The organism is Kitasatospora sp. NPDC001527, assembly GCF_040298605.1.
Taxonomy (GTDB): domain Bacteria; phylum Actinomycetota; class Actinomycetes; order Streptomycetales; family Streptomycetaceae; genus Kitasatospora.
Genome location: NZ_JBEPAM010000024.1, coordinates 70,579 through 96,225 on the forward strand (window position 1 = coordinate 70,579; position 25,647 = coordinate 96,225).

Consider the following 25,647-nt stretch of genomic DNA (forward strand, 5'->3'; position numbering starts at 1 on the left):
GCCTTCGGGTGGGGTGCGGGTCAGCGGGCCTCACCGAGGAAGTAGGGCGAGCGCCGCCGCCACCGGGCCCAGGCCGCCGCGGGCAGTCCGGTGACGATCATCAGCACCACCACGGTGAGCTCGAACCAGCCGTTGTCGGCGGAGAGTTCGAAGTGGTCGGTGGAATCGTAGAAGGTCCAGGCCAGATAGCCGCCGACGAGCAGCAGTGTCGCCGCGCCGAGCAGCGGGCCGACCACCGCGCGCAGGCCCTCCAGCAGACTGGTGCGCAGCAGGTGGCGGAAGCGGACGGCGGCCGCGACGGCGGTCAGCGCGTAGTAGAGCGCGACGACGATGCCGATCGCGTTGACGGCGGCCGAGATCAGGTCGTTGACGGTCGGGACGACGACCGAGCAGAGCGCCAGCAGCACCGCGACCCCGGTGATCAGCAGGGTGCCGGCGGCGGGCGTCGAATGCCGGGGGTGCAGCCGGGTCCACACCGGGCCGAGCACGCCGTCGCGGCCCATCGCGTACAGGCCTCGGGCGGTGGGGATCACCGAGGACTGCAGGGAGGCGACCGCGGAGAGCATCAGCGCGATCAGCGGCAGCGCGGCCAGCGGCTGGTCGGCCAGCCGGGCGCCGAAGTAGGTCAGCCCGTGCGCGCCGTTGTCCGCCAACTCGTCGAGCGGGAGCACCCGTTGGAAGGCGGTGCCGGCGAGCAGGAACAGCAGCAGCATCACCACCAGGGCGAGCGTGCCGCCCCGGGAGGCGTCGCGCGGGTCGCGGACCTCCTCGCCGATGCTGAAGACCGACTCGAAGCCCCAGTAGCAGAACACCGCGAGCACCATGCCCTGGGCCAGCGCCTCGAAGGACGGGATCGCGAAGGGGTTGTACCACTGGAGCGAGAACGGCTGGTCGCCGGCGAACAGCCCGTAGCCGCAGAAGCCGAGCAGCACCGCGTACTCGAAGACCAGCAGTGCCTTCTGCAGCCGCGCGGCGAGGTCGAGCCCGCGCACCGCGACCAGCGCGGCACCGACCAGGACGACCAGGCCGATCAGGGTGCACTGCACGGTCGAGTCCGCGTCGAGCCGCAGGCCGGCGATGCTGCGCAGGTGGGCCTGGTCGAGCAGCTGGACGATCGACGAGCCGGTGACGGTGGTGGTGTAGGCCATGAACACCACGGTGCCGACGGTGTTCACCCAGCCGGTGAGGAAGCCGAGCCAGGGGTTGAGGGTGCGGCCCACCCAGCGGTAGCTGCTGCCGGCGTCCGGCTCGGCGGCGTTCAGCCGGCCGTAGCCGCCGGCGATGGCGATCACCGGGAGGAACGCCAGCAGCATGATCGCCGGCAGGTGCAGTCCGACCACGCCGGCCATCAGGCCGAGGCCGATGCCGATACTGCTGGTCGCGGCGGTACTGGAGGCGGCGATCGCCGCCCCGTCGAGCAGGCCGAGGGAGCGGCGCATGGAGACGTGGGAGCTGCCGGGGTCCGTTCGCGGACCGCTGCCCGTGGCCTTCGCCGTCGATGCCAAGGGATCACCGCCTAGAGGGTGTGGGGGTGGGGGGTGAGGGTGGGGGTGCGGAGAAGTGCGAGCCATGAAACCGGGGGTGCCGGGACACGTCAATGCTGTTGTCATAAGAAGTGCGGCCGCTCCGGGCGGGGCGCGCGCGAGGGGGCGCCGCCCCCCGGCGCGCGGCGCACCGGCGGACGCCCTTCCGCCACCGCCCGGCCGGCCGTACGGTCGCAACCGGCCGACCGTTTCCGACCGCCGCTCCCCCCTCCAGGAGGGCCCATGGAACCCCGCTGCCCCTTCACCCACGTCCTCGACACCCTCGGCACCGACCTGCACGCCGAGGCCGCCCATCTGCGCACCCACGGCCCGGCCGTCCGGGTCGAACTCCCCGGCCGCGTCCTGGCCTGGTCGGTGACCCGCGCCGACGTCGCCAAACAGCTGCTCACCGACCCCCGGCTGGCCAAGAACGCCCGCCACCACTGGCCCGACTGGATCGAGGGCCGGGTCGGGCCCGACTGGCCACTGGCCAGCTGGGTCGCGGTGGAGTCGATGTTCACCAGCGACGGCGCGGACCACCACCGCCTGCGCACCCTGACCGCGCCCTCGTTCGGCCCCCGCCGGGTGGAGGCGCTGCGGCCCCGGGTGCGGGCGATCACCGCCGCCCTGGTCGACGCGCTGCGCGCGGCCGCGCCCGGCGAGACCGTCGACCTGCACACCCGCCTGTCCTACCCGCTGCCCACCACGCTGATCTGCGACCTGTTCGGCGTCCCCGAGGAGCAGCGGCCGGAGGTGCGGCGGGTGGTGGACGGCGTCCTGGCGACCGACGCCACCCCCGAGCACGCCAAGGCGATGCTCGACGACCTGTTCGCCGCGATGGCCCGGCTGGCCGCCACCAAGCGGGCGGCGCCGGGCGACGACATGACCAGCGAGCTGATCGCCACCCGCGACGCCCAGGGCTCCCGGCTCGGCGAGCAGGAGCTGGTCTCCACCCTGATCCTGATGATCGGCGCCGGGTCGGAGACCGCCGTCAACCTCATCGACCACGCGGTGGCGCTGCTGCTGACCCACCCCGGGCAGCTGGCGCTGATCCGCTCCGGCGAGGCGACCTGGCGCGACGCCATCGAGGAGGCGCTGCGCCTGGAGGCACCGGTGATGCACCTGCCGATGTACTTCGCCGCCGAGGACATCGACCTCGGCGAGGGCGTGCTGATCCGGGCCGGCGAGCCGGTCCTCTTCGCCTTCGGCGCGGCCGGGCGCGACCCGGGGCTGCACCCCGACCGGCCGGAGGAGTTCGACCTCACCCGGCCCGACAAGTCCCACCTGGCCTTCGGGCACGGGCGCCACTACTGCCTGGGCGCGGTGCTCGGCACGATGGAGGCCGAGGAGGCGCTGACCGCCCTGTTCGACGCCTTCCCGGACGTCGAACTCGCCGTGACGCCGGAGGAGTTGCTCCCCCAGGAGTCGTTCATCGTGAACGCCCTGCGGTCCCTGCCGGTCCGGCTCGCCCCGGCCGGCGGACAGCCCTGATGTCGGTGGCACCGGCTACGGTGCGCCCATGGACGACCGCACCCCCGCCGTACGCCTGGAGCCCTGGTCCGAGCGGGACGCCGCGCTGCTGCGCGCCCTCAACGCGCCGGAGCTGATGGAGCACCTCGGCGGCCCGGAGACCGAGGAGCAGCTGGTCCGCCGCCACCGCCGCTACGTCGAGCTCAGCGCCCGGCCGGTGTCCGCGGGGCGGATGTACCGGATCGTGCTGCTGCCGGAGGGCGTGGCGGCGGGCAGCATCGGCTTCTGGGAGCGCGACCGGGAGAGCGAGGGCGAGGCCGTGTACGAGACGGGCTGGACGGTGCTGCCGGCCTTCCAGGGCCGGGGGGTGGCGACGGCCGCCACCCTCGCGGTGCTGGCCGAGGCCCGGGCCGCCGGGCTCCACCGCCACCTGCACGCCTTCCCCTCGGTGGACAACGCCGCGTCCAACGCGGTGTGCCGCCGTGCCGGTTTCGAGCTGCTGGGCGCCAGGGACTTCGAGTACCCGCCGGGCCGTGCGATGCGCTGCAACGACTGGCGGTTCGACCTCCGGCGGCCCTGACGCCGGACAGCCCGGGGCGCCCCGGGCCCGTGGGGTGGGCCCGGGGCGCGCCGGGTGGGGCGGGCGGGGCGGGGATCAGACGGTGCTGTTGCGGCGGCGCAGCAGGAAGACCCCGGCGGCGGTGGCCAGGGCCGCGGCTCCGCCGACGGCGGCGATCTGCGGGTCGATCATCGGAACGGCCTCGGCGGGCGCGGCGCCGCCGCACTCGGCGTGGCCGATGACCAGGTCCGCGGCGTTGAGGATCGGCAGCAGGCTGATCCGGACGGCGTTGACGCTGAGTATGCCGTTGGCGTCGGTGGTCTGCTCGTTGAGCAGGACGGTGCCGACACCGGGGATGTCGATCCCGGTGTTCGGCCCGGCTCCGGCCTGCAGGTTGATCGCGGGCAGGAGCGGGAGCTTGACGCTGCCCCCCGCGATGACGCCGGAGCCGGTGGCGCCGGTCGGGGTGGCGGTGCAGGTCGAGTTGACGCCGGTGAGCGAGACGGTGGCGACGCCCAGGTCGACGCCGAGCGAGTCGATCGTGGCGGAGGCGCCCGAGGTGCCGGCCTGCGGGTCGCCCGAGGTGGTGGCGGTGAGCAGCGCGTTGCTGGCGAAGGGCCCGACGGTGATGCCGGCCAGGGTGCTGGTGCCGCCCGAGGGGTAGGCGGAGGCGGGCGTCGGGGCGACGGCCACCATGCCGGCGACGGCGTCGGCGGAGACGACGTAGGCCTTGGCCTCGGGTGCGGCGAGGGCGGCCCAGGCCGGGCTCGCGGTGCCGACCAGCGCGGCGGTGACGGCGGTGACGGCGGCGCCGGCGAGGAGGCGGGTCCGGTTGCGACGAGAGGTCATGGTGGTGGTGCCTTTCGTGGGACGGGCAGGGTGGTGAGGGTGGGGACGGGGGAACTCGCGGGCCCGGCGGGCCCCGGACCGCCGGACGGGCGCTCATCCGGCCGGCTCGCCGACGACGGCGGCAGCGGGCGCGACCGGGGCGGGGGCGGGGACGACGGCCACCCGGGCGGTCTTGTGCCAGGAGTTGCGCCGGCACAGCAGCCGCCAGGCAGCCCGGACGGCGACCAGGTAGGTCGTGGCCGCGTACAGGGCGAGCGCGAGCCCGTACCCGAGCGCGGCGCGCCGCCCGACGCCCGGCTCGCAGCGCCGCCGGTACAGCGGCCCCCAGACGGCGAACTCGCCGACGCCCAGCAGCAGGTAGAGCAGCAGGAGCAGCGCGCCGCCCTGCCGCAGGAAGGCGAGCACGAACTCCGGGTAGAGCACCAGGTTGTAGCCGAAGGCCGCGATCGGCACGGTGTACACCACCAGGCCGACGAGCTGCAGCCACGGCTGGCTCATGAAGTACAGCACCTCCAGGAAGCCGGCCGTGCCGAACGCCCGCGAGCCCCAGATCTCCCGCAGGTAGCGGGTGCACTGCATCGAGCCCTGCGCCCAGCGCACCCGCTGGGTGATCAGCTGGCGCATGCTCCACAGCGCCTCCTGGTCGACCCAGGCGTCGGTGGTGTAGCCGTTGCGCCAGCCGGCCAGCATCAGGCGCAGGCCCAGCTCGTAGTCCTCCAGCAGCGCCTTGCCCCACGGCTGTCCGTCCCCGCGGTCCACCGCGCGCAGCGCGGAGAGCCGGGTGAACTGGCCGTTGCCGCCGACGTTGACGGTGCCGGTGCGGCGCCGGGTGATCTGCATGGCGGAGATCGGCCCGCGGAACTCGATGTCCTGGAGGCGGGCGAGCAGCCGGGCCCGCCGGTTGGCGAACGCGCCGCGTCCGGGCAGCGGGCGGGGCACGTCGCGGTTGGACATCCGCACCTCGACCTGGACGGCCCCGATCACCGGGTCCCCGAAGAGCGCCGGTCCGGCGCAGACGGCGAGCGCGCCGGGCGAGGGGCGGCCGTCGGCGTCGAGCACGCAGACCACCACCCGCTGCGGGTCGGTGCCGGCGGGCAGCGCGGCCTCCAGCGCCCGGTAGCCGGCGTTCAGCGCGTCGCCCTTGCCGGTCCGCGCCTCGGGCAGCCGCCGGGGCACCAGGTGGACGGTGAGGCGGTCGCTGGTGGCGGGCCAGGTGCGGACGAGTTCGGCCGTGCGGTCCGCGGAGGCGTCGTCGACGACCCAGACGGTGGCGCCGGCGAAGTGCTCGGCGAGGTAGTCCAGGGTGGTGGCGATCACGGCCTCCTCGTCCCGGCAGGGGATCAGGAAGTGCCAGCCGAAGCCGTCCGGATCGCCGGGCGGCGCGGGCCGCTCCCGCAGGTAGCCGCGGACGATGACCACGACGTAGGCGAGGAAGCCGACGCCGAGGACGAAGGAGAGCGAGACGGAGGTGTCCAGCAGGGTCACGGGCGTTCCTCCCCGCCCGGGCGGCCGGGCCCGGCCGTGACGGTCGCGGCGGTTCCGGTGGTCGCGGCGGTTCCGGTGGTCGCGGCGGTTCCGGTGGTCGCGGCGGTTCCGGTGGTGCCGGTGGTGCCGCCGCGGGGCAGCAGCCAGAGGTAGAGCAGGGCGGCGAGGAGCGCCGCGGCCATCATCAGCACCGAGCCGAACAGGACGTGCGTCCAGCCGAATCCCTCCGCCCCGTACCGGTGCTGCATCACCAGGACGAGGGTGAGCCGGGCGAGGTTGGTGGCCAGCACCAGCCCGGCGGCGACCGCGAAGGCCAGCAGCACCCGGCCGGGCCTGCGGTTGCCGAAGAGCAGCAGCAGGGCGGTCACCAGGGCGAGCGGGGCGATCAGCAGCGCGCTGCTGCAGCCCGTGCTCAGCGCGACACCCCGGTCCAGGCCGGTGTGGTCACCCGCGTACAGGACGGGGGCGCTCGGCCCTTCGAGCAGCAGGGTGCGCATCCCCAGGAGGTGTTCGACGAGCCACGCCGTGCCGCGGCTCTCCAGGGTGCGGTAGGCGCGTTCGCCGGCCACCAGCGAGCCGCACACCCCGAGCAGCACGGCGCCGCACAGCATCCCGACCGGGGAGCGCCCGGCCCGGGCCGCGGCGCGCGGGCGGGGCGCGAGCGGGTGCGACAGGGATTCCGTCATGGCGCGACTCAGTCCTCGTTCCGGCGCAGCCTGCTGCGGCGGAGCAGGCCGAGGCCCAGCAGCACGAGGGCCACCGCGGCCGTCGCCGTGACGCCTATGCCCACCGATCCGGTCGCGGCCAGGGCGCCGCCACCGGCTGCCGGCGGCAGTCCGCCGGCCACAGGTCCGTACATGGGGGAATTCCTCTCGTCGGAGAACGGGGGTTTCGAGGGGTCTCGGTACAAGGGGGGGTTGCCGCGCAGCGCGAAGGAATGGGCGGCTTCGGCACGACCCGGGAAAAGGGGGGGCAGCGCCGGGCACATCGGAACTGCCCGGGCGGGGACGAACGTTACGCGACTCCGCCACGGATCGAACTCCCGTGCTGCTGGCACATCATGGACTGAAAATCGGATCTTTGATGGTCCGTATCCACACGATGCCATTCCCGCTTGACCTGATCGGCGTGGCGTCGGCGTGGCGGTGGCGCGGCCCGCCGGCCATCCGTACCGCCATTCGGGGGACATTGATCACCACCGGTTGCCGCGGCTCACCGCCGACGGCCATGTTGTGACGCGTAGTTCGAACACTCCGACCGTTTCGATCGGACGCACCGTCAAGGGAGCCCGAATGCCCTCAGCCGACATAGCCGTGGTCCTCGGCACCCGACCGGAAATCGTCAAACTCGCCGGTGTGGTAAGGCTCCTGGAGGACGCCGCGCGCATCGTGTGGACCGGTCAGCACTGGGATCCCGGCCTCACCACCGCCTTCTTCCGCCAGTACGCGCTCCCCCGCCCGCACACCACCCTCAGCGGGGTGGCCGGCGAGGCCAGGGGCCGGCAGATCGGCCGCATGGTCAGCGCGCTCAGCGACCACTTCGCCGAGCACCCGCCCGCCGCCGTCGTCGTCCAGGGCGACACCAACTCCGCCGCCGCCGGAGCGCTCGCCGCCCACTGCGCGGGCGCGCCCGTCGTCCACGTCGAGGCCGGACTGCGCTCCTTCGACCCGGACATGCCCGAGGAGGCCAACCGCCGCCTCATCGCCCCGCTCGCCGACCTGCACTGCGCCCCGACCGCCACCGCCGCCGCCCACCTGCTGCGCGAGGGCATCGCGGCGGACCAGGTGGTGGTCACCGGTAACACCGTCGTCGAGGCGACCCTGGAGTCGCTGCCCGGACCGGCCGAGGCCCGCGCCGTGCTGGACGCGTACGGGCTGCGCCCCGACCGCTACCTGCTGGCCACCCTGCACCGGCCCGAGAACACCGACGACCCCGTCCGGCTCGGCCGGATCCTCGGCCAACTCGCCGCCCTGGACCTGCCGGTGGTGCTTCCGCTGCACCCGCGCACCCGGGCCGCGATCGAGCGGTTCGGGCTCTCCGGAGCGCTCGCCGGGCTGCGGCCGATACCCCCGGTCGACCACCGCACCTTCCTCGCCCTGGCCGCCGACTGCCGGCTGCTGGTCTCGGACTCCGGCGGGGTCCAGGAGGAGTGCACGGTGCTCAAGCGGCCGCTGATCGTGGTCCGCAACTCCACCGAACGGCCCGAGGCGGTCCGGGCCGGCTTCGCCCGGGTGGTCCGGCCCGGCGCCGAACTCGATATCGCGCTGCGGGAGTTGCTCGCCGACCCGGATGCCGTCCGGACGCTCGCCGGGCGCCCCTCGCCGTACGGCGACGGCACCGCGAGCGCCGAGATCGTGGCCGCCCTGCGCTCCCGCTACCTCGCCGAGGACCGGGCACGCCTGCTCTGCGCCGGCTGAGCCGGCCGGACCGGCGAGCGCACCGCCGGTCCGGCCGCCGGGGCGCGGGCGCACGGCGCCGCGGTCGGCCCTCCGCCGACGCGACCCCCGCCGAAGCGCGTCGGCGGCGGTCGCGTCGTGCCGCGGTCCGGGGGCGTCGGAGAACGGGGCATCGACGACCGGTCGGCGGCTCCGGCCGCTCCGGCGGCTCCGGCCACTCCGCCGCCGAGCAACTCGATCACGGCCCGCTCGACTTCCTCGCCCGTCCCCGGCAGGCCCTGTCCCTCCCCCGGCACGCGCCCGCACAGCGCGGCGGCGATCGTGACGCCCCGGTCGCAGAGCTGGAACAGCCGGGGTCCAGGTACGAGGCCCGGCGCACGGCGGGCGTGTCCCCGAACTGGTCGGCCCCCTCGCGCACGCCACGGGCCGCCACGCGCCGCCGGGCCGACGGCGGTCGGCACGGTGGCGCGCCAGGTGCGGAAGCCCTCGGCCGACGGGTCCGCGCCGCTGCGCTCGCGCAGGTACCCGGTGAGCCGTACCGCGTCCGCCTCCGCCCGGCCGCGGCCCTGCCGGAAGGCCGGCGGCCTCGGCCCCGGGGGGCGGCGCGGCGCAGCAGCGCCCGCACGGTCGGCGCGACCCGGTGGTCCTCCGGGGTGACGTCCCGCTCGCGGCCCGACTTGGCCCGGTGGGCGAACCGCGCCCGGTCGCCGTGCACCGTCACCGGCCCGTGCAGCAGCGTGGTGAGCCCGCACGAGCCGTTGGCCCGCTCGTAGGCGGGCGCCGATCCGGCGGAAGCCGAGGCCGGCAGACGCACCGCGCCGCGCGAGGTCCTCCTCGACCCGGCGCCGCGGCCCGGGCGGCGCGGAGGCGACGACGAGGACGTGATCGTGCTCGGCCCCGTCCTGTCGGGCGCGGAACTCCGGGTGGAAGAAGTCCTGTACGACGGCCGGCGGCGTCCGTGCCCATGGCCTGGAGGTGGCTGCGCGGGCGGGGACAGATCCCCACGCCGGTCCGGGCCGGCGGGACGGCCAGGGCAATCACCCGGGCGAGGCCCCGGCGTCACGCAGGGGCGAGCCGTCGACCTCCCCGCGGCCGGAGCCCCGGCCGCGGGGCACCCGGCGCACCCGGCGCACCCGGCGCAGGCCGCGGGCATGCGGATCGCTGGTGATCATCGAGGTCACGCCGGGGCTGGTTCCCGTGCACCGCTCCGTCACACCACCCGGTCGCCCGCCGGCCCGGCGCCGGCGGGTTTGGCGGCGGTGTCGCCGGACAGACGCCGGGCGACGGGACGTCCCCGACCGGAGGAGGGAACGGCCGATGCGCGGCGGAAGCGACCTGGCCGGGCGGACGGCGCTGGTGACCGGCTCCTCGCGCGGGCTCGGCCTGCTGATCGCGGGCGAGCTCGCCGACCGGGGCTGCCGGGTGATGCTCTGCGGCCGCGACGAACTCGCCCTGGAGCGCGCCGTCCGGCGGCTGCGCGACCGCCCCGGCGAGGTGGCCGCCACCGCGTGCGACCTGACCGCCGCCGACGCCCCGGCCCGGCTGCTCGGCGCGGTGCGGGAGCGCTTCGGCGCCGAGGTGGACCTGCTGGTCAACAACGCGGGCCTGATCCAGGTCGGCCCGCTCGCCACCATGCAGGAGCAGGACTTCCGGCGGGCCCACGAGCTGATGGTGATGGCGCCGCTGCGGCTGGTCCAGGCGGTGCTGCCCGTGATGCGGGCGCGCGGCGCGGGCTCGATCGTCACCATCGGCTCGATCGGCGGCAAGGTCCCGGCGCCGCACCTGCTGCCGTACGTGACGGCCAAGTTCGCGTTCACCGGCCTCTCCGAGGGGCTCGCGGCGGAGCTGGCGCCGTACGGGATCAGGGTCACCACCGTCGTGCCGGGGCTGATGCGCACCGGTTCGCAGACCGCCGCCGAGTTCGCCGGGCAGGCCGGACGCGAGTACGCCTGGTTCGCCACCGCCGCCTCGCTGCCGCTGCTGTCGACGGACGCGCGGAGAGCGGCCCGCCGGATCGTGCGGGCGGTCGAGACCGGACGCCGCGAGCTGGTGCTCACCCCGCTCGCCAAGGCCGCCGCACGCGCCCACGGGCTGGCGCCCGCCACCACCGGGCGGCTGCTCGAACTCACCGCGCGGCTGCTGCCGCCCGCCGGGTCCGCCCCCGAGCACAGGGTGTCCGGCGTCCGGGCGGCGGCCCGCCACCGGCGCGGCGGCCCGGTCGACCGGCTGACCGTCCTCGGCCGCCGGGCCGCCCGCTCCCACAACGAACCGACGGCGTCCTGAGCCGCCCCCGGACGGCCCCGGCCCCGGCCCCGGCGAGGACATCCCAGCGAGGAGCACACCATGAAAGCCGTGACCCGGCACGGACGCCGCGACATCCGCGCCGACTCCGTCCCCGACCCGGACGAGGTCACCGCCTTCGTCGAGGGAAAGTCCGCCACGCACCGCGGGCCACCGGCGGAGGCGCCGGCCGCGTACCAGCCCTGAGCGGCGCGCCATGGCCGCAGGACGCGGGCGCCCGCGGCGCCCCGGCAGGCCCGGTCCGGCCTCTCGCGCCAGGCCGGACCGGGCCGCCGGGCGGGCCGCCGGGCGGGCCGCCGGGCGGGCTGCCGGGCGGGCTGCTGGGCGGGCCGCCACCCGCGGGCCTGAGCGCGGCGGGGAGCAGGTGCCGGCCGGGCTGCGGACCGCCGCCGGGTACGCGTGGCGGCTGGTGGCGCTCGGAGTGGCCGTCTACCTGGCGGTCACCGTGCTCACCCGGCTCGAACTGCCGCTGATCGCCCTGTTCCTGGCCCTGGTCATCACCTCCGTGCTGCGCCCGGCGGTCGACCTGCTGTCCCGGGCGATGCCCCGCTCGCTCGCCGTCCTGCTCTGCCTGCTCGCTGCCGTCCTGTTGGCCGGCGGGGTGCTCGTCCTGGTCGGGACGACCGTCGCCGGCGAGTGGAGCCGGCTGAGCGACGAACTGCACGGCGGGCTCGGCCGGATCGACCGCTGGCTCACCGGCGCCCCCTTCCACCTCCCCCCGGGCTCGGTCACCGATCTGAAGTCCCGGATCGGCGAGTTCGTCGCCACCCACCGCTCGGCGCTGCTCAGCACCGCCCTCAGCGGCGCCGGGCGGGTCGTCGAACTGTTCACCGCGCTGGCGCTCGCGGTGTTCTGCTCGGTCTTCTTCCTGCACTCCGGCGACCGGATGTGGAGCTGGGCGCAGCGGCAACTCCCCTCCCGCACCCGTCCGGTGTGGCAGCGGGCGGGCCGCGCCGCGTGGCACACCTTCGCCGGCTACACCCGCGGCGTGCTGATCGTCGCGGCGACCAACGCCATCCTGGTGGGCATCGCCCTCGCCGTCCTGCGGGTGCCCCTGGTCCTGCCCCTGGTCGTCCTGGAGTTCGTCGCCACCCTCATCCCGCTGATCGGCTCCCCGATCGCCCTGGCCATCGCGGCCCTGGTCGCGCTGGCCGCCCGCGGCCCGGTGGTGGCCCTGCTGGTGCTCGGCCTGATCGTGGTGATCGGCCAGATCGAGGGCCATCTCCTGCACCCCCTGGTGCTCGGCTGGTCGGTCCGCATCCACCCCGTCGCCGTCGCCCTCTCCGTCGCCGGCGGCGCCGTGCTCGGCGGCGTCCTGGGCGCCATGGTCGCCGTCCCGGTGGTCTCCGTCGCCTGGGCGGTGATCGGTGCCCTGCGCCGCGAGGACGCCTCGGAGGAGTGAGCGGGGGAATCGTGCCCGACGCGCCCGCCCGGCGGCCTTCGGCAGCCGGGCGGGCGCGTCGAGGCCGTGCGGGCTGGTGGTCGGACCGGCCGGCCACCAGGGGGTCCGAGGGTGCGTGCTCGGTCAAGCGGCCGTGCGCCGCCGGGCACGGGCCGGTGCGCTCGCGCCGCTAGGTTCTCGCGGACGGGGTCGGCCGAGGAGCACCGAGGAGCGGCATGAGTGTGGGAGAACGGGCCGCTGCGCTCGTCAGGGTCAGGGGCATGGGCATGCCCGGCCGCGATCCCGGGGAGCCGCACCGGACCGCCACCTCGCTGGAGCTCCTCTTCGACCTCTGTTTCGTGATCGCGGTGGCCCAGGCTTCCGGCGGCCTGAACACGGCGGTGACCGAGGGGCACCCCGTCGCCGGGGCCCTGCGGTTCGCGGTCGTCTTCTTCGCCATCTGGTGGGCCTGGATGAACTTCACCTGGTTCGCCTCCGCCTACGACCCGGACGACGTCCCCTACCGCCTGTCGGTGCTGGTGCAGATCACCGGCTCGCTGATCCTCGCCGCCGGCATCCCGCTCGCCTCCGGGAAGGGCGACCTGCGTGTCGTCATCTGGGGATACGTCGTCCTGCGCACGGCGCTGGCCGTCCTGTGGCTGCGGGTCGCCCGGTCGGACGCGCCCCGGCGCCGGACGGCGCTGCGGTTCGCCGTCGGGGTGACGGTCTGCCAGGCGGGCTGGCTCTCGACGCTCCTCCTGCCGCAGGCGGCCCGGCTGCCGGCCGTCGCCGCGTTGATCGCCGCGGAGGTGTGCGTGCCGGTGTGGGCGCAGTCGGCGGGGATGACCCCGTGGCATCCCCGGCACATCGCCGAGCGGTACGAGCTGTTCCTCCTCATCGTGCTCGGCGAGTCCGTCGCCGCCGCCGCGGAGGCGGTGCGCGACGCCTTCGGCCGCGACCACCACGCGGTGGCGCTCTCCCTGTCGGCGGGAGGCGGTCTGCTCATCGTCTTCGCGATGTGGTGGCTGTACTTCGCCAAGCCCGCCCACACCCTGCTCGCCACGACGCACCACGGCCACCGCAAGCGGTTCACCTGGGCGTACGGGCACTACCTGGTCTTCGCGGCGGCGGCCGCCGAGGGAGCCGGCCTGGCCGCCTACGCCGAACTGATCGGCCGCCCCTCCGTCGACCCGTTCCTGCCGTCGGCGGCCGGTGCCGCGGTCACCGTGCCGCTGGCGGTCTTCCTCCTCGCCGCATGGACCGTCCACATCCGGCCGCACCCGCACCGGGCGGTCGAGCGCTTCGCCTTCCCCGCGGGAACGCTCGCCGTCCTGGCGGCCACGTACTCCCCCGCACCGGCCCTGACCGCCGGCCTGGTGGCGGCGGCCCTGGTCGCCGTCGTGACCGTGAGCGCCCGCCTACTCCCAGCGGACGCGCAGCTCCTTCAGCCCGTTCTGGAAGTTGGAGACCAGCCGCTTCGGCGGCGCGTCGGACGCCAGCCGGAGCCCGGGCAGCTCGGTGACGATCCGGCGGATCAGGGCTGACATCTGGATCCTGGCGAGCCGGGCGCCCACGCAGAAGTGCGGGCCGAAGCCGAAGCTGACGTGGTCGTTCGGCGTGCGGGCGAGGTCGAGGCGGTCCGGATCCGGGAACACCGATCCGTCCCGGTTGGCCGAGGCGTGGTAGACCACCACCTTGGCACCGGCACGGACCGGCCGCCCGGCCAGCACGGTGTCCCGGGTGGCGGTGCGCCGGAACTGCAGGACCGGCGGCCAGAACCGGAGCAGTTCCTCCGTCGCCGGGGCGATCAGGCGGGGCTGCCGGGACAGCCTCCGGTACTGGCCGGGGTGGGTCAGCAGGGAGTGCAGGCCACCGGGCAGGCCGTTGCGCAGGGTCTCGTTCCCGGCGACCGCGAACAGGAAGAACATCGTCTCGAACTCACTGGTCCTCAGGCCGGCTTCGCACATCCGGGCGACGATGCTGCCCGGCGGCGGCTGTTCGGCGAGCGCGTGGGCGTAGGCGAACATGTCGGCGAGGGCGGCGCGGGAGCGCGGGTTGAGCGGGCGGCCGTCGGGGGCGGTGCGGACGGTGGGACGCAGGGCGAGCGCGGCCCTCCCCGCTTCGGTGAGGGCCGACGGGTCCGCCGTGCGGGACTCGGCGTGGTCGGGGTCCTGGTAGCCGATCACGCGGTTGGACCAGTCGACCAGGAGCTGCCGGTCCTGCTCCGGTACGCCCAGGATCCGCGCCAGCGTCCACACCGGCAGATCGGCGGCGACCGGCACCACGTCCGCCTCACCGCGCGGGCGGAGCGCCGTGACGAGTGCGGCCGCGCGGTTCTCGATGGCGGCGGCCAGTTCGCGCAGCGTCCGCGGGGTGAAGGCGGCGGCGACGGCCCGGCGCAGCCGGGAGTGGCCGGGCGGGTCCTGGTTGAGCATCATGGTGCGGGCGAAGGCCAGGTCGGCCGGCGTGTCGGGGTCGCGGATCTGGGTCGCGCCCAGGTGCGAGGAGAAGTCCTCCGGGCTGCGCAGGACGTGTTTGACGTCGGCGTGGCGCAGCACCGCCCAGTAGCCGGGGCCGGCCGGCCACTCCCCCACCGGCGGCTCCTCCACCCACCAGAGCGGCGCTTCGGCCCGCAGCTCGCGGAACAGCTCGTACGGCACACCCTCGGCGTACGTCCCGGGCAGGAAGATCCGGTTCACCCGTGCCTGATCGACCGTCACGGGGGTGGACGGTACGGCAGGGGCGGGGTGTGCGCCAGGGTGCGCGCGGGCGGGGCCCCGCCCGGGGTGGGCGGCCCCGCCCGGGGTGGGCGGCCCCGCCCGGGGTGGGTCGGCTCAGGCGGCGAGGTCCGCGAGTTCGCGCAGGTCGATGCCGCGGCGCAGGGCGCGCAGGTCGGCCTGGAGGTCGGACGGCGGGACGGCGAGCACGGTGCAGCGGGCGTGGGTGAGGCAGTAGCGGCTCACCGAGCCGCCCCGGAAGAGGCGGCGCACGGTGGTGCGCAGCGCGCCGTGCCGGCCGGCGCCGACCACCAGCAGGTCGTCCGGCCGGTCGGCCAGCGAGGTCAGCACCGGGCCGACCTCGCCGCGCACCACCTGCGGCTCGACCCGGACCCCGGCGGGCAGGCCGCCGAACGCCTCGTCCAGGGCCCGCGCCAGCTGCGCGTCGGCCATCTCCTGCCAGGCGCGGAGCAGCGGCGGGCAGGGGCGCAGCCGGTAGTTGTACTCACCGCCGGCCGGCGTCCAGGCGAGCACCGGCACCAGCACGGCGCCCCGGTCGCGCGCCTCGTCCGCCGCCCGGTGCAGGGCGGTCAGGCTGTGCAACGATCCGCTGACTCCGACGATGACGCGCGCGCCGTCCGACATGATCCTTCACTTTCCGGTGTTCGATCCACTGAATGCTTAGCGATTATGGTTCCACAGGGCGCATAAGCCTGCAAATCGAAGGCTTTAACTGTATATGGCCTTGCATCGCCGGACCGCCGACGCCCCCGGGCGGAGATCGGACTGGCGGCGGCGGCCCGGGACGGGCGCTTCCCCGCGCAGTGGAAGCGCGACCGGATGACGTAATTCAAACCCTCCTTCCTCTGGATGATGTACCGCTGCGGGTGGGCGACGAAGGAGGGGCAGGAGACCGTGCTCGCCGTGGAGATCGACCGGGCGGGCTTCACGTGGGCGCTGGAGCACTCCTGCCTCGCGCGCTACGCACGCGGGCTGCACCCGGACCGGGCGACCTGGCAACGCGAACTCAGGCGGGCGCCCGCCCGGGTGCAGTGGGACCCCGAGCGCGATCTGCACCTGCGACCGCTGCCGTACCGGTCCCTGCAGCTCGGGCTGGCGGGCGAGGCGGCGCGGCGGTACGCGGACGAGTGGACGGTGTCCGTCACGGACGTCACGCCGCTGGTGCGGCGGATCCACGGCCTGCTGCGCGACGGCGAGACGGAGGCCGCGCGGCTGCTGCTGCCCGAGGAGCGGCCGTACCCGGTGGCCCCGGGCGCGCCGGCCCACGTCCGCGGGTGACCGGCGGGCGCGGGCGGCATACGATCAAGGGGTGTCCAAGCCTCGTGATCGCTCGTCAACGGCCGCCGCGTCGGCCTGCTCGTCCGCGTGGGCGGCCTGCTCCGGGGACTCCGTGCTGTCCATCGGGTCGGTGGGCTCGGTCCTGTCGATCGGATCGGCCGGGTCGGTGCTCTCCATCGGGTCGGCCGGCAGCGTCCTGTCGATCGGGTCAGCCGGGTCGGTGATGTCCGTGCTGTCCGCCGGGTCGTGGCTGAGCGTCGGCTCGCTGCTCTCCGCGAACTCCCGCTGGTCGGTGCTGTCCTGGCGCTCCCGGGGCGGGCTGCTGGCCGCCGGCGCGGTGGCGCTCGCCACCGGCGCGGTGCTCGCCGGCGGGGCGCGTCCGCGGCGCCGCGCCGACTAGGGGCCCGGGGGTGCCGCAACGGCAGCTGTCGCTCCTGCGCAATCCGGCGTTCTGGTACGTGACCGCACTGGCCGCGATGTGGCCGGTGCTGCGACTGCTGCCCGCCGAGCAGGTGCGGGCACTGCGGGAGTGGGCCTCGACCGACCTGGACAATCTGCGGCCCTGGCCGGACGGCCACCCCGTCGGCTCACTGGCGGTGTCGGCGTTCGTCCCGCAGGACACCGTGTGGATCTGGCCGGTGTTCGCGCTGTCCGTCTTCGCGGTGGTCGGCGCGCTCGGCGGCGGCCGGGCGGTGGCGGCGCTGGCCCTCGTGCACGTGACGGCGACCGCGCTGACCGAGGGGCTGGTCTGGTGGCGGATCGAGCACGGCGCGCTGCCGGCCGAGGCCGCGCACGCCCTGGACACCGGCCCCTCCTACGTGGTGGTCGCGGCGCTGGCGGTGGCGGCCTGCCGGGCCCGCCCGGTGTGGTCGCGGGCGGTGTGGCTGCTGATGCTCGCGGTCGCGGCGCCCACCCTGCTCGGCGGCGTCGCGGACGGCGAGGTCGCCGCCGTGGGCCACCTGGTCTCGCTGCTCGCCGGGCTCGCGGTCGCGGCCGCGCACCGGCTGGGCCTGCCCCCGGTGGTCCGCCGCGGCGCGGCACGGGCGCCGCGTCAGGCCGAGCGGGTGCCGTCGAGGTAGGCGAGCACGGCCAGCACCCGGCGGTTGTCGTCGTCGGAGGCGCCGAGGCCCAGCTTCGCGAAGATGCTGGAGGTGTGCTTGCTCACCGCGCCCTCGCTGAAGTGCAGCCGCTGGGCGATCGCGGCGTTCGAGCGGCCTTCGGCCATCATCGCCAGCACCTCCCGCTCGCGCGGGGTGAGCAGGGCCAGCGGCCGGTCGTCGGCGTTGCGGGCGAGCAGGCGGGTGATCACCTGCGGGTCCATCACGGTGCCGCCGGAGGCGACGGTGCGCAGCGCGTCCATGAACTGCCCGGCGTGGGACACCCGGTCCTTGAGCAGGTAGCCGACCGCCCCCGCGCCGTCGGCGATCAGCTCCCGCGCGTACAACTGCTCGACGTGCTGGGAGAGCACCAGGACGGGCAGGCCCGGCCGGGCCCGGCGGGCCGCGAGGGCGACCTGGAGGCCCTCGTCGGTGAAGGTGGGCGGCAGCCGGACGTCGACCACCGCGATGTCCGGCCGGTGCTCGGCCAGCGCGGCGGCGAGTTCCGGGCCGCTGCCCACCGCCGCGACGATCTCGTGCCCGTGGGCCGTGAGGAGGAGGGACAGGCCGTCCCTCAGGAGGTAGAGGTCCTCGGCGAGGACAACGCGCACGGTAGCTCCATGGTCAGCCGGGTCGGTCCGCCCGGGGGGCTGATCAGCGTGAGCGTACCGTCGAACGCGGCCAGCCTGCGCTGGATGCCCAGCAGGCCGGTCCCCCGGCCGGGGTCCGCGCCGCCCCGGCCGTCGTCGGTGACCTCGGCGCGCAGCAGCCCGTCCACGTGGACCAGGTCCACGGCGGCGTGCCTCGCGCCCGCGTGCTTGACCGCGTTGGTCAGGGCCTCGCTGACCGCGTAGTAGACCGCCGACTCGACCGGGGACTCGGCGCGGCCGGGCAGCTCGGCCCGCACCTCGACGCGCAGCGGCACGTCCAGGGCCAGGGCGCGCAGCCCCTCCGCCAGGCCGCGCTCGGCGAGCACCGGCGGGTGGATGCCGCGGACCAGGTCGCGCAGCTCCTGGAGCGCCTGGGCGACGTTCTCCTGCGCCTCCGTCACCACCGACCTGGCCCGGTCCGGGTCGCGGTCGATCAGCGCGGCGACCGCGCCCAGCCGCAGGCTCACCGCGACCAGCCGGGCCTGGGCGCCGTCGTGCAGGTCGCGCTCGATCCGGCGCAGCTCGGCGGCCTGGGCCTCGGTGACGTCCAGCCGGGTCTCGGTCAGCTGCTCGACCCGGCGGGCGAGGCGGGAGCGTTCGGTGGGACCGAGCAGGGCGCGTGTCCAGCGGCCGTGCAGGCGCAGCGCCGGGCCGGCCAGCGCCGGGCCCGCGGCGGTCAGGGCGAGACCGAGGGCAAGGGCCAGGAGGGCGGCGGGGACGGGGCCCGGCCCGGGCAGCGGGAGGGCGGTCCCGGCGAGGAGGTGGGCCAGGGCGTGGGTCGGGGTGGAGGCCAGGGTGTACAGGCCGCCGGCCAGCAGCAGCGGCGGGGTGGCGGCGATGGCGCCGCCGACCACCGGGTTCAGTACGACCCAGAGCACGTCGCGCCAGGTCGCCGGATCCTTCCAGAGCCAGCGGATGGTGCGCGAGACGCTCGCGAACCAGCGGTGCCTCTGGTAGTCGTGCCCGGTCCAGAACCAGCCGTGCAGGGTGCGTTCGAGCCCCGGGCGCGGCAGGTACGGCGGCGGCACCGGCACTCCCGACCAGCGGCCGGCACAGGCGCGGGCGAGGCCGGCGGCCGTGCGGGCGAGCCGGGTGGTGGCGGGGAAGAGGAAGAAGATCCCGAGGCCGAACCAGAGCACGAAGCTGCCCAGGACGACCACCAGCAGCAGCAGTTCGGCGGGGACGACGGCCGTCAGCACCAGCAGCCGCCGGAGGGCGGCGCCGCTGCCGCGCAGGGCGGCACGGGCGGCGGGCAGCGTACGGTTCACCGGGCCTCCGGTCGGTGGGCGGTCGTCGCGGGCGGACGCGGACCGCCGGGGTGACGGTCCGTCGCCCGGTCATGGTCCCAGCTCCCCCGACGGGGCCGGGCGGGCGGGGCGGGCGGGGCGGGCGGGGTCGTCGGGGCGGGCGGGGCGGTCCGGGTTGGCCAGCCGGTGCGCCGCCCGCACGCAGAACGCGCCGAGCATGACGAACACCACCGCCACCGCGATCCGCAGCAGTGCGGGCCCGGGCAGATGGAGCACCAGGAACCAGCTGCGCGCGGTCGGCGCGAACAGCGTCAGGGCGAGCGCCACCAGGCCCTGAGGCGCGATCAGCAGGATGCCGACGGTGGTCAGCAGCCCGGCCGCCGCCGACCGGCCGCGCGAGACCTCGGCCGCCGCCCCCGCGGCCCGCCGGCCTCCGGTGCGCGACGCACCCTCGCGCGGCAGGCCCTTGCGCAGCGTGTCCAGCAGCTCGGGGCCGCTCGCCTCCAGTCGGCGCGCCGCGGCCCGGCCCAGCCCCCACGCGGACAGCGCGCCGGTGAGCAGGCCCGCCGGCAGACCGGCCCAGCGCAGCGGCGCGCTGGACAGCACGGTCCCGGCCAGCACCACGCCGGCCGCCGGCAGCGCGGCGAGCAGTTGCAGCCAGAACGCCGCCAGCCCCTGGGCGCGGACGTGCTCGGCGCTGTCGTCGGCGAGGTCGTCGAGCGGGCTGCCGCCGGGACGGTCGGGGGACGGCGCGGCGCCGAGCACCGACATCAGCGGGATCAGCCCGGCCGCGGCGCCGAGGACGGCCGGCAGCACGGCGCACACCCACGGCAGGACGCCGCCCGGGGCGAACGGGAGCGCGGCGGCCGTCAGCAGCAGCGCCACCGGGGCGGTGACCAGCAGCCAGGCGGCCTGCCGGGCCCGGACGTCGACCCGTTCGGTCCCCGGCACCACCAGGTTCAGCCAGAACGCGCCCGCGTCCAGTCCGTACAGGTTGACGCAGAACGCGCCGGCGAACAGCGCGGCGACCACGCCCGCCCAGGGCAGCAGCACGTCGAAGCCGTCGAGCAGCGGGAGCAGGCCGGTGAACACGCCCGTCCAGAACGCGGTCCGCAGGAACCGGGCCCGGCGGGGGTCACGGCGCCAGAGCAGCAGTTCCTTGCCCAGGACCGCGCCCGCCGGGGAGTCGGGGAGCAGCCGGCGCCCGACACCGGAACGGGCGGCGGCCGACCGGGGGCGGTGCGCGCCGCCGCGCACCGGCTGCCGGGAGAGCAGCGCCGCCCAGGCGGCCAGGAGCAGGCCGCAGACGGCGCCCAGGCCGCCGAGCGCGGCGGCGGCCGTCGGCCAGTCCGCCCGGCGGGCCGCGTCCACCGCGACCACCGCCCAGCCCGAGGGAAGCGCCCGCACCGCGGTGGCCGTCCCGGCCGCCCACTCCCCGGTGCCGAGCCGGGCCAGGAAGCCGATCGCGAACCAGCCGGAGTTGAGGCAGGCCATCACCAGGCCGACCAGCAGCGCGGACAGCTCCCAGCCGAGGCGGTGGCGCAGCACGCCGCCCAGCACCTGCGGGGTGACCTTCGCCAGCAGCACCACGAGGAGCAGTTGCAGCAGCACGGCGGGCACCGCCACCAGGCCCGCCGCCGGCCCCTGGCGGGCGCCGTAGACGAACAGCCCGCCGAAGGCGACCAGCGCCAGCACCGGGGTGACGCCGACGAAGGCGGCGCCGAGCAGCCCGAGCGCCAGGCTGCGCGGGCGCAGCGGCACCATGGCGAACCAGGCCGGCCGCAGGGTGGCGTCACCACCGGTGACCAGCGGCCCGAGCGCCCACCCCAGGGTCCACAGCAGCTGGGCCAGCGCCAGCACGCCGAACCCGGCCCCGGGGGTGGCGTAGTCCGCCCGGCCGAGCAGCGCGGTGCCGACCGCGCCGGCCCCGCCGGCCACCGTGGCGACGACCAGTCCGGCGGCCCGGGGGCCGGACATCGACCGCCGCAACACGCTCGCCTTCATGCCGGTGAGCACGGCGACCGCGACGCGGCCGCCCGCCGCCCGCGGGACCGTCAGGACGCCAGCCACTCCAGCCCCTCCCCGCCCCCGGTCCGGGCGCCGACCAGCTCGACGAACACGTCCTCCAGGGCCCGCCCGCCCCGCACCTCGTCCACCGTCCCGGCCGCCGCCACCCGGCCCCCGGCGATCACCGCCACGTGGTCGCAGAGGCTCTCGACCAGGGCCATCACATGGCTGGAGAGCACCACCGAACCGCCCGCCGCGACGAACCGCCGCAGGATCGTCCGGACCGTCGCCGCCGACACCGGGTCGACCGCCTCGAACGGCTCGTCCAGCACCAGCAGCCAGGGCCCGTGCAGCAGCGCGGTGGCCAGGCCGATCTTCTTGCGCATCCCCGTGGAGTAGTCGATCACCGCCGTCCCCGCCGCGTCCGTCAGCTCCAGCACGGCCAGCAGCTCCTCCGCCCGGGAGTCCACCGTCCGCCCGTCCAGGCCGCGCAGCCGTCCCAGGTAGCGCAGCAGCTCCGCGCCGGTCAGCCGCTCCGGCAGCGCCAGGCCGTCCGGCAGCACGCCCACCAGGGCCTTGGCGCGCAGCGGATCGGCCCACACGTCCACGCCGAACACCTCCGCCCGGCCGGCGTCCGGCCGCAGCAGCCCGACCGCCATCGACAGCGACGTCGTCTTGCCCGCCCCGTTCGGCCCGACCAGCCCGTAGAGCGAGCCGCTCGGCACGGTCAGATCCACCCCGTCCACCGCCCGGTGATCCCCGAACCGCTTGCTCAGCCCCGTCAGCCTCAGCGCCGGAACGTCCCCGCCGTCCACCTGCACCGCACCCTCCCGCCCGCACCCGGTCCGCCCCCTCCGGGCGGCCGATGGAAACGCTAGGACGGACACGATCGAGGCGGAATCCACCCTGCTTCACACTTCGAGGTGGGTCCAGCCCCACCCCCGCCCTGCAGCTCTCCTCCGCCCCTCGCCTCTCCGCTGCTCCGGCCCACCCGCGGAGTCGCACCGCGCGGCCTTCCGGGCCCGGGACGACAGCTGGGAGCGCTTCAACGGGCGGACGAGCGCCGGAGCGATCCGTCTCAGCCACGAGGGACGCGGGTTCTCCACGTGGCCGGCCGTCACCGGTCCGGAGCGCGGCCCCCTGTGGGTCGACCGCCGCGCGACCGGCGGCTCCCTGGAACCGCTCACCGACCGGAGCGGCCGCCTCGGCTTCCGCGAGTGGTACCTGGACCGGCCGCCCGGCCACCCGGGAAGCACACGGCCGCGGAGCGGTCCACCGCCGGTCAGGGGCCGAGGATCCCGGCCAGGCGGGCCGCCTCCGTGCGGACGCGGCGGGGCGCCCCGGGGGCGGTGAGGGTGGCGAGGGCGGGGACGGGGGTGCGGACGGCCTCGGCGGCCGCGCAGTCGGCGGCCAGGGTGAGGACGGCGGCCAGACCGCGGCGGGCCGGGTCGGCGGCGAGGTCGGTGAGCATCGCGGTGAGCACGGCGAACACCGGCCGGCCGGCGCCGCCGCGGGCGGCGTCGGCGAGCACGGGCAGGAACCGGTTCGGCTTGGCGACGGACAGCCGCCACAGCGCCGCGAGCCACTCGCCGAGCTCCTCCGGCCGCAGCCGGCCGCGTGCGGTCAGCGCCAGCAGGGCGTCCAGGGCCGCGGTGCGGTGCTCGGCGCGGAGGGCGGTCATGCCGTAGGCGAGCAGGAGGTGGCTCACCGGCCCGGGCTCGCCCGGGAGTTCCGCGAGCCGGGGCAGCAGCGGGCCGGGCTGCCGGGGGCCGGCGTCGGCCGCCTGCGCCGCCACGGTGGAGAGGCCGTGCGCGGCGACCGTCTCCGGGTGCCACGGCGCCACCCAGGGCAGCTGGGCGAGCTGGGTGGCCGACGTCCGGAACCCGGCCGCGAACCAGTCGCTCCCGGTCGGGTCGGGCAGCGTGTGGAGCAGCCCGGTGACGCCCCCGGACGCGGACACGGTCGGCGCCAGCGGGGCGATGCGCGGGTACTCGGACGCCGACCACCCGTCCGGGCGGCCCGGGGCCTGGACGTGGAACCCCCGGGGTGCGGGCAGCGGCGTGTCGGGCGGCAGGTCGCAGCCGAGTCCGGCGGCCGCGGCGCGGACGCCCGGCCGTGCGTCCGGCGCCACCCGGAGCAGCGCCTGGGCCAGGTCGACGGGCCAGGGCCGGGCACCGGCCGCGCGGTGCGCCGCGAGCCGTTCGGTGAGCACGGCCGGATCGAGGGTGCCGTCCGCGCCGGTGGGGGTGGCGAGCAGCACCGGTACCGGCGCGTCGGCGACGCCGCACGCCGCTTCGAGGACGCGCAACGCGGGGACCAGGGCGGGGCCGCGCCTGGGGTCCGGGAGGGCGAGCAGTTCGGCCGTGAGCGCGGCGGACCGGTGCTCACGACCGGTCAGGGCGTCGAGCAGGCACCCCAGCGTGCCCCCGACGGTGCCGATGCCCCGGTGGACGGCCTGGTCCTCCCCGTGCCGCGGGGCGAGCGGGGCGAGCGCGGTCCCGAGCGCGGCGGCGTCGCGCTGCCGCTCGGCGACCAGGGCCGCCAGCACGACCTCGAACTCCCCGGGGTCGGGCATCGCGTCGGCCAGCACGGCGGCCAGCCGCTCGGCGAGCTCGAACGGCCCGGCCGGTGCGGCCGGCAGCTCGGCCGGCCGCACCGGCCGGAGCACCGGCGCGGGCGGTTCCCGGTGCTCCCCGGCCACCGCGGGCCGGGCGGCCGGGGCGGCCAGCAGCCGCTGCGCGTCCGCCCGCAGGGCGGGGCCGAGCGCGGCGGCGGCGCCGCGCACGGACTCGGCGGTGGCCGGGTCGGCGGTGTCGGCCAGGCGGCCGGCGACCAGCCGCAGGGCGCGTTCCTGGACCTCGGGCGCCGGGTGGGCGAAGGCCACCGCGAGGGCGGGCAGCAGGTCGTCGGCCCGGACCGGATCGCGGCGCAGCACCGCGTCGGCCCAGCCCAGCTGGACGGTGGCGAGCGCCTTCTCCGGCCGGGCCAGGACCTCGGCCGTCAGCTCGGTGAACAGCTCGGCGGACAGCCGGAGGTCCACGGACCGCAGGGCCTCCTGGGCGGCCTTCGCGGCGGTCGGCGCGCCGTCGGCGGCCAGCCGGACGTGGTCGCGGGCCCGGGCGGTGACCTCCTCGGCGTCGGGGGCCAGTTCCGCGTACAGCCGCAGGAAGCCGCGCAGGTTGCCGGGCCGCTCGCCGCGCAGGAGGAGGCCCAGGCAGAGGTCGATCAGTTCGGCGCGGTCCAGCAGGCCCTCGCCGGCCAGGGCGGTGAGCGCCTTGGGCCACTCGTTGTCGGGCCCGAAGCCGGCCGTGTGCGGGTCGGCGAGCTCGGTTCCGGCGTCCGGGACCTCGAACAGCCGGCGGACGAACTCGGCGAGCCGGGGCTGGGCGCGCAGCCAGCCGAGCAGTGTGTCGTGGTGCGGCACCGCGGCGCGCAGGCCCTGCTCGGCGAACCACTCGCCGATCTCCTGGTGGGACGCGTAACGCACCAGCCCGCCCTCGCGCAGCCAGCCGGTCAGGTAGCCGTCGGTGGCGGGGACCTCGGCGCCGGACCAGACGGCGAGGCCGTGGGCGATCAGCCAGCGGAAGGCGTCGCCGCGCGCGGGCAGCCACTCGGCGAGCCGGACCGCGAGTTCCCGCTGGAACGCCGCGTCGCGGTGCGGCAGCAACAGGACCCGCAGGACGGCGTGGGCGTCGGGGTTGGTGGAACCGCCGTCGGGCAGCGGCCAGTTGACGGCGAGGAGGCGGCGCGCGGTGAGCCAGTCCAGGGCCTCCGCCGGGGTGGCGGCGGAGAGGATCCCGGCGAACTGCAGGGCGGCGAGCTGGTCGTACGCCGCGGCGTAGCGCCGCCGGTCGTTCGCGGAGAGCTCCCGCGTCAGCTCGGTGCGCAGCTTGCGCAGCGGGGCGCGCAGGTGGCGCAGTTCGGCGGCGGGCACGGGCGAGAGCCGGCCGATCACGCCCTGCGGCACCCGGGCGGCGATCAGCGCGCGCACCTCGTCCCAGCCGATCGTCCCGCTCGTGGGACCGGTCATGACGTTCCTCCACCTGCTCCGACGCGATGGGCGCGAACCTAGCGGGCCGCACCGACAGCGGGACCGCCGGGCGGACCGCCGGGACGGGCGAGCCGCCCCCGACCCGCCTCCCCGGCGCCCCCGGCCGCCCCGGACCGGTCCGCGGTCACACCGGCCGGAGCACCGCGGCGAACTGGGGCAGCGCCAGCAGCAGCAGAACCGTCCCGGCCTCGATCCAGCGGTACTTGGCGCGGATGATCGCACTGGTCACGACGAGCGAGGCGAGCAACGGTCCGGCCGGGTCCCGCCCGGCCCGTTCGAAGGCCCGGCCCAGGCGTCCTCGGCCGGTCCGCGCGCCGATGTGGCCGAAGTAGCCGGGGCCGCTCGCACCGTCCCCGCGCCCCTTGCGGTGGCGCGGGGCGATGGCCCAGACGAAGCAGCCGACGGCGCACAGGGCGCTGAGCACGGCCGTCCACCACAGGAGGCGGGTGTCCCAGCCGTGGGCGGCCGCGGCACCGTCCCTGCGGGTGAGCGGCACGAACGCGCCGAGGGCCGCCCCGGTGAAGGCCAGCAGGACGGCGGCCTTGGTGTCGGCCCTGGCCAGTTCGGTGCCGTTGGCGGCCAGCAGGCGTTCCATGGCCGCCACCGCCCCCGGGG

At 76.5% G+C, this 25,647-nt stretch carries 23 protein-coding genes and 2 pseudogenes; 10 read left to right on the top strand and 15 right to left on the bottom strand.

Annotated features, from left to right (window positions below; translation table 11 throughout):
• Window positions 1-20: 20 nt before the first annotated feature.
• On the bottom strand, window positions 21-1,439 hold the full coding sequence (locus tag ABT238_RS21880; protein WP_350569391.1) for an APC family permease: 1,419 nt from the start codon (window positions 1,437-1,439) through the stop codon (window positions 21-23).
• Window positions 1,440-1,766: 327 nt separating this feature from the next.
• On the opposite strand from ABT238_RS21880, the gene ABT238_RS21885 reads away from it, so the two are divergent.
• Window positions 1,767-3,014: a cytochrome P450 family protein gene (locus tag ABT238_RS21885; protein WP_350776555.1), complete on the top strand. Its 1,248-nt coding sequence runs from the start codon at window positions 1,767-1,769 to the stop codon at window positions 3,012-3,014.
• Between the two features lie 28 nt (window positions 3,015-3,042).
• On the top strand, window positions 3,043-3,573 hold the full coding sequence (locus tag ABT238_RS21890) for a GNAT family N-acetyltransferase (RefSeq protein ID WP_350776568.1): 531 nt from the start codon (window positions 3,043-3,045) through the stop codon (window positions 3,571-3,573).
• A 75-nt stretch (window positions 3,574-3,648) separates the two neighbouring features.
• Here the strand turns inward: ABT238_RS21890 and ABT238_RS21895 are convergent, their stop codons facing one another.
• The 4 genes from ABT238_RS21895 to ABT238_RS21910 form a co-directional block, all read right to left on the bottom strand.
• Window positions 3,649-4,401: a choice-of-anchor P family protein gene (locus tag ABT238_RS21895; RefSeq protein ID WP_350569395.1), complete on the bottom strand. Its 753-nt coding sequence runs from the start codon at window positions 4,399-4,401 to the stop codon at window positions 3,649-3,651.
• A 93-nt stretch (window positions 4,402-4,494) separates the two neighbouring features.
• The gene (locus tag ABT238_RS21900) at window positions 4,495-5,886 is read right to left on the bottom strand and encodes an XrtP-associated glycosyltransferase (protein WP_350776588.1); all 1,392 of its coding nucleotides are present in this window, start codon (window positions 5,884-5,886) and stop codon (window positions 4,495-4,497) included.
• Window positions 5,883-6,572 carry an archaeosortase/exosortase family protein gene (locus ABT238_RS21905; protein ID WP_350776664.1) on the bottom strand — a complete coding sequence of 230 codons (690 nt, stop codon included), beginning with the start codon at window positions 6,570-6,572 and terminating at the stop codon, window positions 5,883-5,885. The genes ABT238_RS21900 and ABT238_RS21905 overlap by 4 nt, the downstream gene beginning before the upstream one ends.
• Window positions 6,573-6,580: 8 nt before the next feature.
• Window positions 6,581-6,745, bottom strand: a complete 165-nt coding sequence (locus ABT238_RS21910) for a hypothetical protein (protein WP_350569400.1) — start codon at window positions 6,743-6,745, stop codon at window positions 6,581-6,583.
• Between the two features lie 433 nt (window positions 6,746-7,178).
• Between ABT238_RS21910 and wecB the strand changes: the two genes are divergently transcribed.
• Window positions 7,179-8,303 (top strand): non-hydrolyzing UDP-N-acetylglucosamine 2-epimerase, encoded by a 1,125-nt coding sequence (wecB, locus tag ABT238_RS21915; RefSeq protein ID WP_350569401.1) that lies wholly within the window; start codon window positions 7,179-7,181, stop codon window positions 8,301-8,303.
• 696 nt (window positions 8,304-8,999) lie between these two features.
• Here wecB and ABT238_RS21920 read toward each other — a convergent pair.
• Window positions 9,000-9,323: a DNA topoisomerase IB-related protein gene (locus tag ABT238_RS21920; protein ID WP_350776792.1), complete on the bottom strand. Its 324-nt coding sequence runs from the start codon at window positions 9,321-9,323 to the stop codon at window positions 9,000-9,002.
• Window positions 9,320-9,463: a hypothetical protein gene (locus ABT238_RS21925; protein WP_350776812.1), complete on the bottom strand. Its 144-nt coding sequence runs from the start codon at window positions 9,461-9,463 to the stop codon at window positions 9,320-9,322. Before ABT238_RS21925 ends, ABT238_RS21920 begins: the two co-directional genes overlap by 4 nt.
• Window positions 9,464-9,599: 136 nt before the next feature.
• Here ABT238_RS21925 and ABT238_RS21930 point away from each other — a divergent pair, with 136 nt between their 5' ends.
• The 4 genes and pseudogenes from ABT238_RS21930 to ABT238_RS21945 form a co-directional block, all read left to right on the top strand.
• Window positions 9,600-10,565, top strand: coding sequence for an SDR family NAD(P)-dependent oxidoreductase (locus ABT238_RS21930; protein WP_350776885.1), 966 nt, complete (start codon window positions 9,600-9,602; stop codon window positions 10,563-10,565).
• A 60-nt stretch (window positions 10,566-10,625) separates the two neighbouring features.
• Window positions 10,626-10,769, top strand: coding sequence for a hypothetical protein (locus ABT238_RS21935; RefSeq protein WP_350569405.1), 144 nt, complete (start codon window positions 10,626-10,628; stop codon window positions 10,767-10,769).
• A 178-nt stretch (window positions 10,770-10,947) separates the two neighbouring features.
• Complete coding sequence (locus ABT238_RS21940; protein WP_350777027.1) at window positions 10,948-11,985, top strand: AI-2E family transporter; 1,038 nt, start codon at window positions 10,948-10,950, stop codon at window positions 11,983-11,985.
• 266 nt (window positions 11,986-12,251) lie between these two features.
• Window positions 12,252-13,355: pseudogene (locus ABT238_RS21945) on the top strand (low temperature requirement protein A); the annotation flags it as partial.
• Window positions 13,356-13,382: 27 nt separating this feature from the next.
• Here ABT238_RS21945 and ABT238_RS21950 read toward each other — a convergent pair.
• Both ABT238_RS21950 and ABT238_RS21955 read right to left on the bottom strand, forming a co-directional pair.
• Window positions 13,383-14,684 (bottom strand): cytochrome P450, encoded by a 1,302-nt coding sequence (locus tag ABT238_RS21950; protein WP_350777099.1) that lies wholly within the window; start codon window positions 14,682-14,684, stop codon window positions 13,383-13,385.
• A 114-nt stretch (window positions 14,685-14,798) separates the two neighbouring features.
• A complete protein-coding gene (locus tag ABT238_RS21955; protein WP_350569409.1) occupies window positions 14,799-15,326 on the bottom strand; it encodes a universal stress protein in 528 nt (175 codons plus the stop codon).
• A gap of 135 nt (window positions 15,327-15,461) precedes the next feature.
• Between ABT238_RS21955 and ABT238_RS21960 the strand changes: the two are divergent.
• The 3 genes and pseudogenes from ABT238_RS21960 (at window position 15,462) to ABT238_RS21970 (ending at window position 17,059) form a co-directional block, all read left to right on the top strand.
• Window positions 15,462-15,980: pseudogene (locus tag ABT238_RS21960) on the top strand (DUF4291 domain-containing protein).
• Window positions 15,981-16,011: 31 nt separating this feature from the next.
• Window positions 16,012-16,380 carry a hypothetical protein gene (locus ABT238_RS21965; RefSeq protein ID WP_502884340.1) on the top strand — a complete coding sequence of 123 codons (369 nt, stop codon included), beginning with the start codon at window positions 16,012-16,014 and terminating at the stop codon, window positions 16,378-16,380.
• 10 nt (window positions 16,381-16,390) lie between these two features.
• Entirely contained in the window at window positions 16,391-17,059 is a 669-nt protein-coding gene (locus ABT238_RS21970) for a rhomboid-like protein (protein ID WP_350569411.1), read from the top strand.
• Here ABT238_RS21970 and ABT238_RS21975 read toward each other — a convergent pair.
• From ABT238_RS21975 to ABT238_RS22000, 6 genes are all read right to left on the bottom strand, one after another.
• A complete protein-coding gene (locus ABT238_RS21975; protein ID WP_350777181.1) occupies window positions 17,032-17,688 on the bottom strand; it encodes a LuxR C-terminal-related transcriptional regulator in 657 nt (218 codons plus the stop codon). The two genes, ABT238_RS21970 and ABT238_RS21975, sit on opposite strands and share 28 nt — an antisense overlap.
• Entirely contained in the window at window positions 17,652-18,995 is a 1,344-nt protein-coding gene (locus tag ABT238_RS21980) for a sensor histidine kinase (RefSeq protein WP_350569414.1), read from the bottom strand. The genes ABT238_RS21975 and ABT238_RS21980 overlap by 37 nt, the downstream gene beginning before the upstream one ends.
• A 69-nt stretch (window positions 18,996-19,064) precedes the next feature.
• Window positions 19,065-21,044 (bottom strand): hypothetical protein, encoded by a 1,980-nt coding sequence (locus ABT238_RS21985; protein WP_350777250.1) that lies wholly within the window; start codon window positions 21,042-21,044, stop codon window positions 19,065-19,067.
• On the bottom strand, window positions 21,029-21,796 hold the full coding sequence (locus ABT238_RS21990; protein WP_350777283.1) for an ABC transporter ATP-binding protein: 768 nt from the start codon (window positions 21,794-21,796) through the stop codon (window positions 21,029-21,031). The genes ABT238_RS21985 and ABT238_RS21990 overlap by 16 nt, the downstream gene beginning before the upstream one ends.
• Before the next feature lie 467 nt (window positions 21,797-22,263).
• The gene (locus ABT238_RS21995; RefSeq protein ID WP_350777311.1) at window positions 22,264-25,011 is read right to left on the bottom strand and encodes a DUF7825 domain-containing protein; all 2,748 of its coding nucleotides are present in this window, start codon (window positions 25,009-25,011) and stop codon (window positions 22,264-22,266) included.
• A gap of 145 nt (window positions 25,012-25,156) precedes the next feature.
• Window positions 25,157-25,627, bottom strand: coding sequence for a Pycsar system effector family protein (locus ABT238_RS22000; protein WP_350569420.1), 471 nt, complete (start codon window positions 25,625-25,627; stop codon window positions 25,157-25,159).
• Between the last annotated feature and the right edge of the window lie 20 nt (window positions 25,628-25,647).

Coding starts and splice junctions, on each gene's coding strand:
- ABT238_RS21880 (WP_350569391.1), bottom strand. CDS start 1,439: ATGCGCCGCTCCCTCGGCCTGCTCGACGGGGCGGCGATCGCCGCCTCC.
- ABT238_RS21885 (WP_350776555.1), top strand. CDS start 1,767: ATGGAACCCCGCTGCCCCTTCACCCACGTCCTCGACACCCTCGGCACC.
- ABT238_RS21890 (WP_350776568.1), top strand. CDS start 3,043: ATGGACGACCGCACCCCCGCCGTACGCCTGGAGCCCTGGTCCGAGCGG.
- ABT238_RS21895 (WP_350569395.1), bottom strand. CDS start 4,401: ATGACCTCTCGTCGCAACCGGACCCGCCTCCTCGCCGGCGCCGCCGTC.
- ABT238_RS21905 (WP_350776664.1), bottom strand. CDS start 6,572: ATGACGGAATCCCTGTCGCACCCGCTCGCGCCCCGCCCGCGCGCCGCG.
- ABT238_RS21910 (WP_350569400.1), bottom strand. CDS start 6,745: ATGTACGGACCTGTGGCCGGCGGACTGCCGCCGGCAGCCGGTGGCGGC.
- wecB (WP_350569401.1), top strand. CDS start 7,179: ATGCCCTCAGCCGACATAGCCGTGGTCCTCGGCACCCGACCGGAAATC.
- ABT238_RS21930 (WP_350776885.1), top strand. CDS start 9,600: ATGCGCGGCGGAAGCGACCTGGCCGGGCGGACGGCGCTGGTGACCGGC.
- ABT238_RS21935 (WP_350569405.1), top strand. CDS start 10,626: ATGAAAGCCGTGACCCGGCACGGACGCCGCGACATCCGCGCCGACTCC.
- ABT238_RS21955 (WP_350569409.1), bottom strand. CDS start 15,326: ATGTCGGACGGCGCGCGCGTCATCGTCGGAGTCAGCGGATCGTTGCAC.
- ABT238_RS21995 (WP_350777311.1), bottom strand. CDS start 25,011: ATGACCGGTCCCACGAGCGGGACGATCGGCTGGGACGAGGTGCGCGCG.
- ABT238_RS22000 (WP_350569420.1), bottom strand. CDS start 25,627: ATGGAACGCCTGCTGGCCGCCAACGGCACCGAACTGGCCAGGGCCGAC.